Annotated in this window: 14 protein-coding genes; 12 read left to right on the forward strand and 2 right to left on the reverse strand. The window is 61.9% G+C overall.

Annotation, left to right across the window (positions count from 1 at the left end; translation table 11 throughout):
* Positions 1–23 precede the first annotated feature (23 nt).
* Positions 24–2,471, reverse strand: coding sequence for an acyl-CoA dehydrogenase (locus tag ACTJKS_RS01005; protein WP_108183497.1), 2,448 nt, complete (start codon positions 2,469–2,471; stop codon positions 24–26).
* A 247-nt stretch (positions 2,472–2,718) separates the two neighbouring features.
* Here ACTJKS_RS01005 and ACTJKS_RS01010 point away from each other — a divergent pair, with 247 nt between their 5' ends.
* The 4 genes from ACTJKS_RS01010 to ACTJKS_RS01025 all read left to right on the forward strand — a co-directional run bounded on the left by ACTJKS_RS01010 (position 2,719) and on the right by ACTJKS_RS01025 (position 5,887).
* Positions 2,719–3,378 (forward strand): transglutaminase-like domain-containing protein, encoded by a 660-nt coding sequence (locus tag ACTJKS_RS01010; protein WP_108183496.1) that lies wholly within the window; start codon positions 2,719–2,721, stop codon positions 3,376–3,378.
* Between the two features lie 43 nt (positions 3,379–3,421).
* Positions 3,422–4,045, forward strand: a complete 624-nt coding sequence (locus ACTJKS_RS01015; RefSeq protein WP_047295698.1) for a glutathione S-transferase family protein — start codon at positions 3,422–3,424, stop codon at positions 4,043–4,045.
* Between the two features lie 133 nt (positions 4,046–4,178).
* On the forward strand, positions 4,179–5,111 hold the full coding sequence (locus ACTJKS_RS01020; protein ID WP_041069096.1) for an ABC transporter ATP-binding protein: 933 nt from the start codon (positions 4,179–4,181) through the stop codon (positions 5,109–5,111).
* On the forward strand, positions 5,108–5,887 hold the full coding sequence (locus ACTJKS_RS01025) for an ABC transporter permease (RefSeq protein ID WP_041069097.1): 780 nt from the start codon (positions 5,108–5,110) through the stop codon (positions 5,885–5,887). Before ACTJKS_RS01020 ends, ACTJKS_RS01025 begins: the two co-directional genes overlap by 4 nt.
* Positions 5,888–5,967: 80 nt before the next feature.
* Here the strand turns inward: ACTJKS_RS01025 and ACTJKS_RS01030 are convergent, their stop codons facing one another.
* Positions 5,968–6,486 (reverse strand): DUF2062 domain-containing protein, encoded by a 519-nt coding sequence (locus ACTJKS_RS01030; protein WP_041069099.1) that lies wholly within the window; start codon positions 6,484–6,486, stop codon positions 5,968–5,970.
* Positions 6,487–6,622: 136 nt separating this feature from the next.
* Here ACTJKS_RS01030 and ACTJKS_RS01035 point away from each other — a divergent pair, with 136 nt between their 5' ends.
* The 8 genes from ACTJKS_RS01035 (at position 6,623) to murB (ending at position 13,466) form a co-directional block, all read left to right on the forward strand.
* Positions 6,623–8,836, forward strand: a complete 2,214-nt coding sequence (locus ACTJKS_RS01035; protein WP_108183495.1) for a DNA internalization-related competence protein ComEC/Rec2 — start codon at positions 6,623–6,625, stop codon at positions 8,834–8,836.
* Between the two features lie 111 nt (positions 8,837–8,947).
* Complete coding sequence (locus ACTJKS_RS01040; protein WP_003227083.1) at positions 8,948–9,583, forward strand: MotA/TolQ/ExbB proton channel family protein; 636 nt, start codon at positions 8,948–8,950, stop codon at positions 9,581–9,583.
* The gene (locus ACTJKS_RS01045; RefSeq protein ID WP_027612340.1) at positions 9,580–10,008 is read left to right on the forward strand and encodes an ExbD/TolR family protein; all 429 of its coding nucleotides are present in this window, start codon (positions 9,580–9,582) and stop codon (positions 10,006–10,008) included. The genes ACTJKS_RS01040 and ACTJKS_RS01045 overlap by 4 nt, the downstream gene beginning before the upstream one ends.
* A complete protein-coding gene (lpxK, locus tag ACTJKS_RS01050; RefSeq protein WP_108183494.1) occupies positions 10,008–11,018 on the forward strand; it encodes a tetraacyldisaccharide 4'-kinase in 1,011 nt (336 codons plus the stop codon). The genes ACTJKS_RS01045 and lpxK overlap by 1 nt, the downstream gene beginning before the upstream one ends.
* Before the next feature lie 21 nt (positions 11,019–11,039).
* Entirely contained in the window at positions 11,040–11,225 is a 186-nt protein-coding gene (locus tag ACTJKS_RS01055; RefSeq protein WP_003174668.1) for a Trm112 family protein, read from the forward strand.
* Positions 11,222–11,986 carry a 3-deoxy-manno-octulosonate cytidylyltransferase gene (kdsB, locus tag ACTJKS_RS01060; RefSeq protein WP_108183493.1) on the forward strand — a complete coding sequence of 255 codons (765 nt, stop codon included), beginning with the start codon at positions 11,222–11,224 and terminating at the stop codon, positions 11,984–11,986. The genes ACTJKS_RS01055 and kdsB overlap by 4 nt, the downstream gene beginning before the upstream one ends.
* A complete protein-coding gene (locus tag ACTJKS_RS01065) occupies positions 11,986–12,450 on the forward strand; it encodes a low molecular weight protein-tyrosine-phosphatase (protein ID WP_041069125.1) in 465 nt (154 codons plus the stop codon). Before kdsB ends, ACTJKS_RS01065 begins: the two co-directional genes overlap by 1 nt.
* On the forward strand, positions 12,447–13,466 hold the full coding sequence (gene murB, locus ACTJKS_RS01070; RefSeq protein WP_108183492.1) for a UDP-N-acetylmuramate dehydrogenase: 1,020 nt from the start codon (positions 12,447–12,449) through the stop codon (positions 13,464–13,466). Before ACTJKS_RS01065 ends, murB begins: the two co-directional genes overlap by 4 nt.
* Positions 13,467–13,469: the final 3 nt, after the last annotated feature.

Genomic DNA, 13,469 nt, shown 5'->3' on the forward strand with positions numbered 1-13,469 from the left:
AAACAGCTACACGGTCGTCAGCATCAGCGGACTTTGCCTTCTGCCTGTTTCAGTTCTTCCTTGTCGAAATCATCGACATCAATCACCTTGCGCCGAGCCGCTTCAGCATCGCGCAGGGTCTGCGCCTCCGCCGCTTGCAACACCCCGGCCTCCAGCGCGGCGTCGATAGCGTGTTCGCCCGCCGCCGGTTTGACCTGGCCGCTTTTCAGCGCAGTGTGCAGTTTCTTGTGCAGGGGTTGCGCGGCACCCAGCAGATCGCTGGCGTGTTGCAGGGCACCCACGGCATCGTCGGCGGACTGCGGGCGATAGCAACCGGCGAGCAGTTCTTCGAGAGTCGGATCACCTTTGGCGCGACCAATAACAGCTGCCACTTCGGCACCGAGCTTGTCCGATGGGCCTTTGTGGCGACGGCCGAACGGGAACACGATCACCCGCAGCAGGCAGCCAAACACTTTGTTCGGGAAGTTGCTTAGCAGCTCATCCAGTGCCCGTTCCGACTGACCGAGGCTTTCTTCCATCGCCCAACGGAACAGCGGCTCCATATGCGCCGGCGAATCCAGGTCGTGATAACGCTTGAGCGCGGCGGAGGCCAGGTACAGGTTGCTCAATACATCGCCGAGACGCGCCGACAGGCGTTCGCGCCGCTTCAGTTCGCCACCCAGCAACATCATGCTGAAGTCGGCGAGCATGGCGAAAGCCGCTGCCTGCCGATTGAGTGCGCGGAAATAACCTTGGCTGATCCTGTCCCCTGGCGCATGTTCGAAATGGCCAAAGCCCAGGTTCAGCACCAGGGTACTGGCGGCGTTGCCGACGGCAAAACCGATGTGCTTGAGCAGCAGGCCGTCGAATTCTTTCAGTGCCTGATCCTTGTCCTCACGGCCGGCGAGGGCCATTTCCTTGAGGACGAACGGGTGGCAGCGAATGGCGCCCTGACCGAAGATCATCAGGTTGCGCGAAAGGATGTTGGCGCCTTCCACGGTGATGAAGATTGGCGCGCCGTTCCAGCTGCGCCCGAGGTAGTTGTTCGGCCCCATGATGATCGCTTTCCCGCCGTGCACGTCCATGGCGTGGGTGATGCACTCGCGGCCGCGTTCGGTCAGGTGGTACTTGAGGATCGCCGACAGCACCGACGGTTTCTCGCCCAGATCCACTGCGTTGGCAGTCAGCATCCGCGCGGCGTCCATCATCCAGGCGTTGCCACCGATGCGCGCCATGGCTTCCTGAATGCCTTCGAAGGCCGACAGCGGGACGTTGAACTGCTCACGAATCTGCGCATATTGCCCAGTCACCAGACTGGTGAACTTGGCCGCGCCAGTGCCGACGGCTGGCAGCGAAATCGAACGCCCGACTGACAGGCAGTTCATCAGCATCATCCAGCCCTTGCCGAGCATTTCCTGACCGCCGATGAGAAAGTCCAGCGGGATGAATACGTCTTTGCCCGAGTTCGGGCCGTTCATGAACGCAGCACCCAGTGGCAGGTGACGACGGCCGATTTCCACGCCCGGTGTATCGGTGGGAATCAGCGCCAGACTGATGCCGAGATCTTCCTTGTCGCCCAGCAGATGCTCCGGGTCATAGGCTTTGAAGGCCAGACCGAGCAGGGTCGCCACCGGACCGAGGGTGATGTAGCGTTTTTCCCAGTTCAGGCGCAGACCGATGACTTCCTGGCCTTCCCATTGACCTTTGCAGATGATCCCGGTGTCCGGCATGGCGCCAGCATCGGAGCCGGCCAGCGGACCAGTGAGGGCGAAGCACGGAATGTCGTCGCCACGGGCCAGTCGGGGCAGGTAGTGATTGCGTTGTTCGTCGGTGCCGTAATGCAGCAGCAGTTCGGCCGGGCCGAGGGAGTTGGGCACCATTACGGTGGAGGCGAGGTCGCCGCTGCGGGTGGCGAGTTTCATCGCCACTTGCGAGTGAGCGTAGGCGGAAAAGCCCTTGCCGCCGAATTCCTTGGGAATGATCAGGGCGAAGAAGCCGTGTTCCTTGATGTGGCTCCAGGCTTCGGGCGGCAGGTCCATCGACTGGCCGATCTGCCAGTCAGTGACCATCGCGCAGAGCTCTTCGGTCGGGCCGTCGATAAAGGCCTGTTCCTCTTCGCTCAGTTGCGCTTTCGGGTAGGACAGCAGCTTGTCCCAGTCCGGACGGCCGCTGAACAGCTCACCGTCCCACCAGACGGTACCGGCATCGATCGCGTCGCGTTCGGTCTGCGACATCGGCGGCAGGGTTTTCTGGAACCAGTTGAACAGCGGCGCGGTGAAGTGTTTGCGGCGCAGGTCAGGCAGCAGCAACGGCGCGGCAACCACCGCGAGCACGACCCACAGCACCAGCAGCAACCAGCCCGGCGCATGGCTGAAAATACCCATCGCCAGCAGGTAAATGGCGACGATGCCCAACGCGGGCAGCGGGGCGATGCGGCGGTGAGCGAGGTACGCCACACCGACGATCAGAACCAGTATCCACAACAACAGCATATGTAATCCTCCGTGAACCAAGGCCAACCGACCCACCAGAGCTTAGACGGCATCTGTAAAACGGGTGGTCAGAACATGGTGATTGAACTCGTGGGAAACCCCGGATGGTTTTCGTAGGTTCGGTGGGCAACACCCGTGGGAAATCGTTCGCCATTCCCGCGTCTTCGCGTGCATGTTTGGCCGAAACGTCGTTATCTCTGTGCTTGAGCTGTCGCTAGACTCGGGGCTCCCCCAGGAGAACATCGTCATGCGCGAGTATCTGAGTCCCGGCCGCTTCATCGATAGTGACCACCCGGCGGTGGTGGAGTTCGCCGAACAGCACCGCGGTGCCAGCCGCGACCCGCTCGAGCAGGTGCTCGGTCTCTATTACGCCGTGCGCGAAGCAGTGCGTTACAACCCGTACACGTTCAGCCTCGACCCGCAAACCCTGTGTGGCAGCCATGCGTTGGCGACCGGAGAAAGTTATTGCGTGCCCAAGGCCACCTTGCTGGCCGGGTGTGCGCGGCATTGCGGCATCCCGGCGCGTATCGGTCTGGCCGACGTCAGGAATCACCTGTCGACCCCGCGGTTGCTGGAGCTGTTGCGCAGCGATGTGTTCGCCATGCACGGCTACACCGAGCTGTTCCTGAACGACCGTTGGGTCAAGGCCACACCGGCCTTCAACCAGCAACTCTGCGAACTGTTCAATGTCGCACCGTTGGACTTTGACGGCATCAGTGACAGCGTTTTCCACCCGTACAACCGAGACGGCGCGTTGCTGATGGAGTATCTGGTCGATCACGGGCAGTTCGCCGATGTGCCGGAACAGTTCTTCTTCGAACATCTGGAAAAGTGCTACCCGCACCTGTTCGGCGAACATCAGGCGAAGGTGCTGGGCGATATGCAGAGTGATTTGAGCCGTACATGATCCGGCGTATGCTGCCTGCCCACGCATTGAAAAAGAGGCGGTCATGCTGAAGATCTGGGGACGGAAAAACTCATCGAATGTCAGGAAGCCACTGTGGGCCGCCGAGGAGCTGGGCCTGGCCTACGAGGCGATTGACGCCGGTGGCGCTTTCGGGGTGGTCGACACGCCTGAATACCGGGCGATGAACCCGAACGGCCGGGTGCCGGTGATCGAAGATGACGGCTTCGTGCTGTGGGAATCGAATGCGATCGTCCGTTACCTGCTGGCCAAACATGCGCCGAACAGCCAATGGTTTCCGGCAGACCTGCAAGCCCGGGCCATCGCCGACAAATGGATGGACTGGACCACCTCGAGTTTTGCCGGGCCGTTCCGCACGGTGTTCTGGGGTGTGGTGCGTACGCCAGCGGACCAGCAGGACTGGCCAGCGATCAACGCCGCAATCAAGGAGTGCACGGCCCTGCTGGCCATGGCCGATCAGGCCCTCGCCAGCCAGCCATACCTGTCCGGCCGCGAAATCGGCATGGGCGATATTCCCCTCGGCAGTTTCATTTATGCCTGGTTCGAGATGCCCATCGAACGCGCCGCGCAGCCGCATCTGGAGGCCTGGTACGCACGGTTGAAGCAGCGTCCGGCCTATCAGAAAGCGGTTATGACCGCGTTGACTTGATAATAACTATCGACACTCTTGACTGTACTTGTGTGGCGGCGGCAAGCACCATTGCGTTCACGCGCCGTGGTTGTTTTGTTCGCCGCCCGGCCCAATCTTTCCTTTTCTTCCCTTCTTGGTGCGTAAATCCGATATGAGTTCCGCTCTGTCCATCCGGCAGCTAACCAAAACCTACGGCAACGGGTTCCAGGCCTTGAGTGGTATCGATCTGGACGTCGCCGAAGGTGACTTTTTCGCCTTGCTCGGCCCCAATGGCGCGGGCAAATCCACGACCATCGGCATTCTCTCGACCCTGGTCAACAAGACCAGCGGCACGGTGAATATCTTCGGTCATGACCTGGACAAGAACCCGGCCGCGCTCAAGCGCTCGATCGGCGTGGTGCCCCAGGAATTCAACTTCAACCAGTTCGAAAAGACCTTCGACATCGTCGTGACCCAGGCCGGTTACTACGGCATTCCGGCGAAAGTCGCCAAGGAGCGCGCCGAGCAGTACCTGACCCAGCTTGGCCTGTGGGACAAGCGCGATGTGCCGTCGCGCTCGCTGTCCGGCGGCATGAAACGCCGACTGATGATTGCCCGCGCCCTGGTGCATGAGCCGCGCCTGCTGATCCTCGATGAGCCGACCGCTGGCGTCGACATCGAACTGCGTCGCTCGATGTGGACGTTCCTCACCGAGCTGAACCAGAAAGGCATCACCATCATCCTCACCACGCACTATCTGGAAGAGGCTGAGCAGTTGTGCCGCAACATCGGCATCATCGACCACGGCACCATCGTCGAGAACACCAGCATGAAACAGCTGCTGGGCCAGTTGCACGTCGAGACCTTCCTGCTGGATCTGAAAAACGACTTGCACGCTGCGCCACAATTGATCGGCTATCCCGCGCGGTTGCTCGACGGCCATACGCTGGAGGTCCAGGTCGACAAATCCATGGGCATCACCGCGCTGTTCACTCAGTTGGCGCAACAGAACATCGAAGTGCTGAGCCTGCGTAACAAAACCAATCGCCTTGAGGAGCTGTTCGTGTCCCTGGTGGAGAAAAATCTGTCGAAGGTGGCGGTATGAGTTCCGAATTGCGCCCCAACCTCGTCGCCCTCAATACCATCGTTTACCGTGAAGTCAGGCGTTTTACCCGGATCTGGCCGCAGACCCTGCTGCCGCCGGCGATCACCATGGTTCTGTATTTCGTGATCTTCGGTAACCTGATCGGCAAGCAGATCGGCGGCATGGGTGGCTTCAGTTACATGGAGTACATCGTGCCGGGGCTGATCATGATGTCGGTGATTACCAACTCCTACGGCAACGTGGTCTCGAGCTTCTTCGGCAGCAAGTTTCAGCGTTCCATCGAGGAACTGATGGTCTCGCCGGTGTCGCCGCACACCATTCTGATCGGCTACACCATCGGCGGCGTGCTGCGTGGTCTGATGGTCGGGGTGATCGTGACCATCCTGTCGCTGTTCTTCACCCATCTGCAGGTGCATCACCTCGGCGTGACCTTGTTGGTGGTGATTCTGACCGCGACGATCTTCTCGCTGCTGGGCTTCATCAACGCGGTGTTTGCGCGCAACTTCGATGATATTTCGATCATCCCGACGTTTGTGCTGACGCCGCTGACCTACCTCGGTGGCGTGTTCTATTCGATCACCTTGCTGCCGCCGTTCTGGCAGACCGTGTCGCTGGCCAATCCGGTGCTGCACATGGTCAACGCCTTCCGCTACGGCATTCTCGGGGTGTCGGATATCCGCATCGGTATCGCGATCACCTTCATGCTGGTGGCGACCGTGGTGTTGTACCTCGGTTGTGCGCGGTTGCTGGTGAGTGGGCGCGGAATGCGGACCTGATCCAATGTGGGAGCGAGCCTGCTCGCGAATGCAGACAACACAAAGGTAAACGGCCTCCCACTGCGGAGGCCGTTTTGCATTCAATGCATGCGGTTCTTTTTGCGCCGCGCCCATTGCCGCGCCACCCACCAGCGCCAGTACAGCATCACCGTGAAGTAGGCGAGGATGCCCAGAAGCAGTCCGCATACCACCGACCCCAGCAAAAACGGCTGCCACATGGTCGAGAGCTCTCCGCTGATCCATTCCCAGGTCAAAGAGTCGGGCAGGGTGCGGGCGGGCACATTCATCAACCAGGCTCCGGCCTGATAAGTACAGAAAAACACCGCCGGCATGGTGATCGGGTTGGTCAGCCACACGAGGCTGACGGCAATCGGCATGTTACCGCGCACGGTGATCGCCAGTGCGGCCGCCACCAGCATCTGCGCCGGAATCGGCAGGAACGCGGCGAACAGGCCGACGGCCATCGCCCGGGCCACCGAGTGACGATTGAGGTGCCAGAGGTTCGGGTCATGCAACAACTTGCCGAGAAAGCGTAAGGATTTGTGTTCCCTGATGCTCGTCGGGTCGGGCATGTAACGTTTGAATAAGCGCCGGGGCATAAGGCTTCTCGGTCGGTTAAGGCGGCAAGTATGTCTGGATTCTACGAAGCGCCCATTCAGACTTTGTGACAATTGTTGACGACGCCCCGCCTTCGCAGCAGCTATGCCTAACGCAGGAACCCTCAAGGACAGGCTTATGCGCACAGGGATGATGGCGCTGGCAGTCGGTCTGCTGGTACCCGTTTTTTTGCCGGTTTTACCGCCGGTCGGGTTGATGATGTTGTTGCCGCTGGTGGGGCTGATGTTGCTGCCGTTTCGCAGCTATCCGCTGGCGTTTCTGCTGTTCGGTTTTACCTGGGCGTGCGTCAGTGCGCAGTCGGCGTTGAATGATCGCCTGCCCGCAGCGCTTGACGGCGAAACCCGTTGGGTCGAGGGGCGGGTGGTCGGCTTGCCGCAAACCAGCGAGGGTGTCGTGCGCTTTGAGCTCGCCGATGCCCGCTCGCGACACGAGAAATTGCCGTCGTTGATGCGTCTGGCGTGGCACGCCGGGCCGCCGCTCAACAGCGGCGAGCGTTGGCGGCTGGCGGTGAAGCTCAAGCGCCCGAGTGGCCTGCTCAATCCCGATGCGTTCGATTACGAAGCGTGGCTACTGGCGCAACGCATCGGCGCGACCGGCACGATCAAGGACGGTCAGCGCCTGGCCGAGGCCAGTTGGGCGTGGCGCGACAGCATTCGCCAGCGCTTGCTTGAAGTGGACACGCAGGGCCGGGGCGGTGCATTGGCGGCGCTGGTGCTCGGTGACGGCTCCGGGCTCAGTCGCGAGGATTGGCAGATCCTGCAGGACACCGGCACCGTGCATCTGCTGGTGATTTCCGGTCAACACATCGGGATGTTGGCGGCGGTCGTGTATCTGCTGGTCGCCGGGCTGGCGCGCTACGGCTGGTGGCCGCTGCGCTGGCCCTGGCTGCCATGGGCCTGTGGGCTGGCGTTTGCCGCAGCGCTCGGCTACGGCTTGCTCGCCGGGTTTGATGTGCCGGTGCAACGGGCCTGCGTGATGGTTGGGCTGGTGTTGTTGTGGCGCCTGCGCTTTCGCCATCTCGGCGCGTGGTGGCCGCTGTTGCTGGCATTCAATGCGCTGCTGTTATTCGATCCGTTGGCCAGTTTGCGTCCCGGTTTGTGGCTGTCGTTCGCCGCGGTGGGGATTTTGATTTTTACCTTCGGCGGGCGCCTCGGCGCGTGGACATGGTGGCAGACCTGGACGCGCGCGCAATGGCTGATTGCGCTGGGCCTGTGCCCGGTGTTGCTGGCGCTGAACCTGCCGATCAGCCTCAGCGGACCCTTGGCGAATCTGCTGGCGGTGCCGTGGGTCAGTCTGCTGGTGCTGCCACCGGCGCTGCTCGGCACGCTGTTGTTGCCGGTGCCTTACGTCGGTGCAGGCTTGTTGTGGCTGGCCGGTGGTTTGATCGACTGGCTGTTTCGTGGCTTGTCGGTGATCGCCGGCGCCTGGCCGGCATGGATCTCACCGTCGCTGCCGTGGTGGACCTTGTTGATTGGCAGTCTCGGGGCTGTATTGTTGCTGTTGCCGCGCGGTGTGCCATTGCGACCATTGGGCTGGCCGTTGCTGTTGATTTTGCTGGCGCCGCCTCGCGAGCGGGTGGCCGAGGGACTGGCTGATATCTGGCAACTCGATGTCGGTCAGGGCCTGGCGATCCTGATCCGCACGCGTCATCACACGCTGCTCTACGACGCCGGTCCACGTTTCGGCGATTTCGATCTGGGGAAGCGGGTGGTGTTGCCGGCGCTGCACAAACTGGGGGTTGAACGCATCGACCTGATGCTGCTCAGTCATGCCGATGCCGACCATGCCGGTGGTGCGCTGGCGGTATCGCGGGGCCTGAAAGTGACGCGGGTGATCAGCGGCGATCCTCCGGGGCTGCCCGCCATCCTGCGGGCCGAAGCCTGTGAAAGCGGACGTCAGTGGCAGTGGGACGGGGTGCGGTTTCAACTGTGGCAGTGGTCGGCGGCCCATGACAGCAATCAGCGCTCCTGCGTGTTGCAGATCGAGGCCAATGGCGAGCGTCTGCTGCTGACCGGCGATATCGACACGGCTGCCGAACGGGCTCTGCTGGAGAGTCCGTTGGCGCGGCCGACGCACTGGCTGCAAGCGCCGCATCATGGCAGCCGCAGTTCGTCTTCAATGGCACTGCTTCGGGCTCTGAGGCCGCATTCGGTGCTGATCTCCCGTGGGCAGGGCAATTCGTTCGGGCATCCGCATCCGCTGGTGCTGGCGCGTTATCGCCAGCAAGGGCTGCGCATCTACGACAGCGCGCAGCACGGCGCCATTCATCTGCGCCTGGGCGGCTTTCAGGCGCCGTGGCTGATGCGTCAACAGCGGCGTTTCTGGCGTTGAATCACCACTGATCGCGGGATCGCCGAATGCGGCATCAGGTCGTCGGGGCAGCGGGTCTTAATCGCGAACCGGTATGGTAAAGTGGCGCACTTTTTCGAGGGGACTGTCACTGTGTGGGAATTGGTCAAATCCGGCGGCTGGATGATGTTGCCGATCATTCTGAGTTCCATCGCGGCCATGGCGATTGTCGCCGAGCGCCTGTGGACCCTGCGCGCCAGCCGCGTCACCCCCGAGCATCTGCTGGGCCAGGTCTGGGTCTGGATCAAGGACAAGCAGCTCAATAAAGAAAAGCTCAAGGAATTGCGCGCCAACTCGCCGCTGGGTGAAATCCTCGCCGCGGGCCTGGCCAACTCCAAGCATGGTCGCGAGATCATGAAAGAGTGCATCGAAGAAGCCGCCGCGCGGGTGATTCACGAGCTCGAACGCTACGTCAACGCCCTCGGCACCATTGCCGCCATGTCGCCGTTGCTGGGCTTGCTGGGCACGGTACTGGGCATGATCGACATTTTCAGCGCCTTCACCGGTTCGGGCATGACCACCAACGCCTCGGTATTGGCCGGTGGTATTTCCAAGGCACTGATTACCACGGCGGCTGGCCTGATGGTCGGTATTCCGTCGGTGTTCTTCCACCGTTTCCTGCAACGCCGCATCGATGAGCTGGTGGTGGGCATGGAGCAGGAAGCGATCAAACTGGTCGAAGTGGTGCAGGGCGACCGTGACGTCGATCTGGCCGGGGACAAAGCGTGAAATTCCGTCGCAAGCCCAGGGAAACGATCGACATCAACCTCGCGTCGCTGATCGACGTGGTGTTCATCCTGTTGCTGTTTTTCGTCGTGACCACCACCTTCACCCGCGAGACCCAGTTACGCGTCGATCTGCCGGAATCAGTCAGCGGATCGCCCGCCGAAGACCAGCAGCTCAAGCAACTGGACGTCGCGATCAGCGCCGAAGGCGTGTTTTCGGTGAACAACAAGATTCTGCCGAAAAACGACCTGGCGACGCTGATGGAAGCCATGCAGAAAGAAGCCAACGGTGACACCAACATGCCGTTATCGATCAGCGCTGATGGCAAGACCCAACACCAATCGGTGATCACCGCCATGGACGCGGCCGGCAAGCTCGGTTTCAGCCATCTGCGCATGACCACGGTCGAGGCGGCGCCCAAATCCTGATGAGCCTGTCCGATCGTTTGCTCGCCGCGTGGTATCAGGGACATCCGGCCCTGACGCTGCTGCGGCCGCTGGAAATGCTCTACCGCCGCGTGGTGGTCAACAAGCGCCAGCGCTTTCTCGACGGCAAAGGCCCGATCTATCAGCCACCGGTGCCGTTGATCGTGGTCGGCAACATCACGGTGGGCGGCACCGGCAAGACGCCGATGATCCTGTGGTTGATCGAGCATTGCCGCCGTGCCGGCCTGCGCGTCGGCGTGGTCAGTCGTGGTTACGGCGCCAAACCGCCGCAACTGCCATGGCGGGTCACCGCCGAGCAGGGCGCCGACATCGCCGGCGACGAGCCGCTGTTGATCGTGCAGCGCACCGGCGTACCGCTGATGATCGACCCTGATCGCAGCGCAGCGGTCAAAGCCTTGCTCGCCAGTGAACCACTGGACCTGATCCTCTCCGACGACGGCATGCAGCATTATCGCTTGGCCCGGGATCTGGAGCTGGTGCTGATCGACGCCGCTCGAGGTTTGGGCAACAAACGTTGCTTGCCGGCAGGCCCGTTGCGCGAGCCGATCGAGCGCCTGCAAAGCGTCGATGGCGTACTGTTCAACGGTGCCACGGCGGATCGTGAAGAGGGTTTCGCTTTTCACCTGCAGCCGACGTCGCTGGTCAATCTGCGCAGCGGCGAGCGCCAGCCGCTGGCGCATTTTGCGCCCGGTCAATCAGTGCACGCGGTGGCCGGGATCGGCAATCCGCAACGTTTCTTCAATACCCTCGAAGCGCTAGACTGGCGGGCAATCCCCCATGCGTTTGCCGACCACGCCGAGTACAGCGTGCAGGCCTTGAATTTCACACCGTCATTGCCGTTGGTGATGACCGAGAAGGATGCGGTGAAGTGCCGTGCCTTCGCGGCTGACGACTGGTGGTATCTGGCGGTCGATGCCGTGCCGTCACCGGCCTTCGTGGCCTGGTTCGACACCCAGTTGATGCGCCTGTTGCCCAATCGTCTTTTGCCTTAACTCTTTATCCAGGGAATGTTCATGGACACCAAATTGCTCGATATCCTCGCGTGCCCGATCTGCAAAGGCCCGCTCAAGCTCAGCGCCGACAAGACCGAACTGATCAGCAAGGGCGCCGGCCTGGCCTATCCGATCCGCGACGGCATCCCGGTGATGCTCGAAAGCGAAGCGCGCACCCTGACCACCGACGAGCGTCTGGATAAATGACCACCGCCTTCACCGTTGTCATCCCGTCGCGCTACGCCTCGACCCGCCTGCCGGGCAAACCGCTGCTGGATATCGCCGGCAAGCCGATGATTCAGCACGTCTGGGAACAGGCGAGCAAAAGCAGCGCCAGCCGCGTGGTGGTTGCGACTGACGATGCGCGCATCGTCGAGGCCTGCAAGGCGTTCGGCGCGGAAGTGGTGCTGACCCGTGAAGATCACAATTCCGGGACTGACCGCCTCGCGGAAGTCGCGGCGAAGCTGGACCTTGCGCCGGACGCGATCGTGGTCAACGTGCAAGGCGATGAACCGTTGATCCCGCCAAGCGTGATCGATCAGGTCGCCGCCAACCTCGCGGCCCACACCGAAGCGCGCATGGCCACCCTGGCCGAGCCGATCGAAGACGTCGAAACCCTGTTCAACCCCAACGTAGTCAAGGTCGTCAGCGACATTAACGGTCTGGCGCTGACCTTCAGTCGCGCCACCTTGCCGTGGGCCCGCGATGCTTTCGCCAAGAGCCGCGACGTGTTGCCGGAAGGCGTGCCGTACCGTCGCCACATCGGCATTTATGCCTACCGCGCCGGCTTCCTTCAGGACTTTGTGAGCTGGGGCCCGTGCTGGCTGGAAAACACTGAATCGCTGGAACAGCTGCGTGCTCTGTGGCATGGCGTGCGGATTCATGTGGCCGATGCGTTGATCGCGCCGCCAACCGGGGTCGACACCGTTGAAGACCTCGAGCGCGTTCGTCGCCTGCTGGAGGCCTGATGCGCGTTCTGTTCGTGTGCCTGGGCAACATCTGCCGTTCGCCCACCGCTGAAGGCGTGTTGCGCCACAAACTGCGCGCAGCGGGGCTGGCGGATCAGGTCGAAGTGGCCTCCGCCGGCACCGGTGACTGGCACGTCGGCAATCCGCCGGACAAACGCAGCCAGGCCGCAGCCAAAGTGCGCGGTTATGACCTGTCGGCGCAACGCGCGCAGCAGGTCAGCCGTGCCGATTTCGCCAGTTACGACCTGATTCTGGCCATGGACCACAGCAATCTGCGCAACCTCAAGGCCTTGCAACCGTCCACCGGCAAGGCCGAACTGGACCTGTTCCTGCGCCGTTACGCCGGTGTGGTCGATGAAGTGCCGGATCCGTACTACGACGGCGATCAGGGCTTCGAGCAGGTGCTGGACCTGATCGAAGCGGCGTGTGACCAACTGTTGATCGAAGTGAAGGGCCGGTTATGAGTTTGCAGCTTCAATCACAGGTTTCGCTGAAACCGTTCAACAGTTTTGGCGTCGACGTTCGCGCGCAGTTGTTCGCCGAGGCGCACAGCGACGCCGACGTCCACGAAGCACTGGCCTACGCGACTGCCCATGACGTGCCGTTGCTGGTGATCGGCGGCGGCAGCAACCTGCTGCTGACTGCAGATATTCCGGCGCTGGTGCTGCGCATGGCGACCCGAGGCATTCGGCTGATCAGTGACGACGGCAATCGTGTAGTGATCGAAGCCGAAGCCGGCGAGCCGTGGCATCCGTTCGTGCAGCACACGCTGGCGCAGGGTTTTTCCGGTCTGGAAAACCTCAGCCTGATCCCCGGCACTGTTGGCGCGGCGCCGATGCAGAACATCGGCGCCTACGGCGTTGAGATCAAGGATGTGTTCGCCGGGCTGACCGCGCTGAACCGCCAGACCGGCGAACTGCGCGACTTCAGCCTGGAGGAGTGCAACTTCGCCTACCGCGACAGTCTGTTCAAGCAGCAGCCAGGACGTTGGCTGATCCTGCGGGTGCGCTTCAAGCTTGATCGTGTCGCGCATCTGCATTTGGAATACGGCCCGGTGCGCCAGCGCCTGACTGAGCAGGGCATTGAGCAACCAACGCCGAGCGACGTCAGCCGCGCAATCTGCAGTATCCGCAGCGAAAAACTGCCGGACCCGGCGGTGCTCGGCAATGCCGGCAGTTTCTTCAAGAATCCACTGGTGTCGGCCGCACTGGTCGAGCAGATCAAGGCGCAGCACCCGGATCTGGTGGCCTATGCGCAAGCGGACGGGCAGATGAAACTGGCCGCCGGCTGGTTGATCGAGCGCGCTGGCTGGAAAGGTTTCCGCGAGGCCGATGCCGGCGTGCATAAATTGCAGGCGCTGGTGCTGGTCAACTACGGCACCGCCACCGGCCTGCAATTGCTGGAGCTGGCGCAACGCATCCAGAAAGATATTGCCGAACGTTTCAATGTCGAGCTGGAAATGGAGCCGAACCGTTATTGAGGC

It is taken from the genome of Pseudomonas sp. 22189 (assembly GCF_052045635.1).
Lineage (GTDB): Bacteria > Pseudomonadota > Gammaproteobacteria > Pseudomonadales > Pseudomonadaceae > Aquipseudomonas > Aquipseudomonas parakoreensis.

Bases quoted from the DNA above. Each gene is read 5' to 3' on its own strand.
- ACTJKS_RS01005 (WP_108183497.1), bottom strand. From the start codon at position 2,471: ATGCTGTTGTTGTGGATACTGGTTCTGATCGTCGGTGTGGCGTACCTC.
- ACTJKS_RS01010 (WP_108183496.1), top strand. From the start codon at position 2,719: ATGCGCGAGTATCTGAGTCCCGGCCGCTTCATCGATAGTGACCACCCG.
- ACTJKS_RS01015 (WP_047295698.1), top strand. From the start codon at position 3,422: ATGCTGAAGATCTGGGGACGGAAAAACTCATCGAATGTCAGGAAGCCA.
- ACTJKS_RS01020 (WP_041069096.1), top strand. From the start codon at position 4,179: ATGAGTTCCGCTCTGTCCATCCGGCAGCTAACCAAAACCTACGGCAAC.
- ACTJKS_RS01025 (WP_041069097.1), top strand. From the start codon at position 5,108: ATGAGTTCCGAATTGCGCCCCAACCTCGTCGCCCTCAATACCATCGTT.
- ACTJKS_RS01030 (WP_041069099.1), bottom strand. From the start codon at position 6,486: ATGCCCCGGCGCTTATTCAAACGTTACATGCCCGACCCGACGAGCATC.
- ACTJKS_RS01035 (WP_108183495.1), top strand. From the start codon at position 6,623: ATGCGCACAGGGATGATGGCGCTGGCAGTCGGTCTGCTGGTACCCGTT.
- lpxK (WP_108183494.1), top strand. From the start codon at position 10,008: ATGAGCCTGTCCGATCGTTTGCTCGCCGCGTGGTATCAGGGACATCCG.
- ACTJKS_RS01055 (WP_003174668.1), top strand. From the start codon at position 11,040: ATGGACACCAAATTGCTCGATATCCTCGCGTGCCCGATCTGCAAAGGC.
- kdsB (WP_108183493.1), top strand. From the start codon at position 11,222: ATGACCACCGCCTTCACCGTTGTCATCCCGTCGCGCTACGCCTCGACC.
- ACTJKS_RS01065 (WP_041069125.1), top strand. From the start codon at position 11,986: ATGCGCGTTCTGTTCGTGTGCCTGGGCAACATCTGCCGTTCGCCCACC.
- murB (WP_108183492.1), top strand. From the start codon at position 12,447: ATGAGTTTGCAGCTTCAATCACAGGTTTCGCTGAAACCGTTCAACAGT.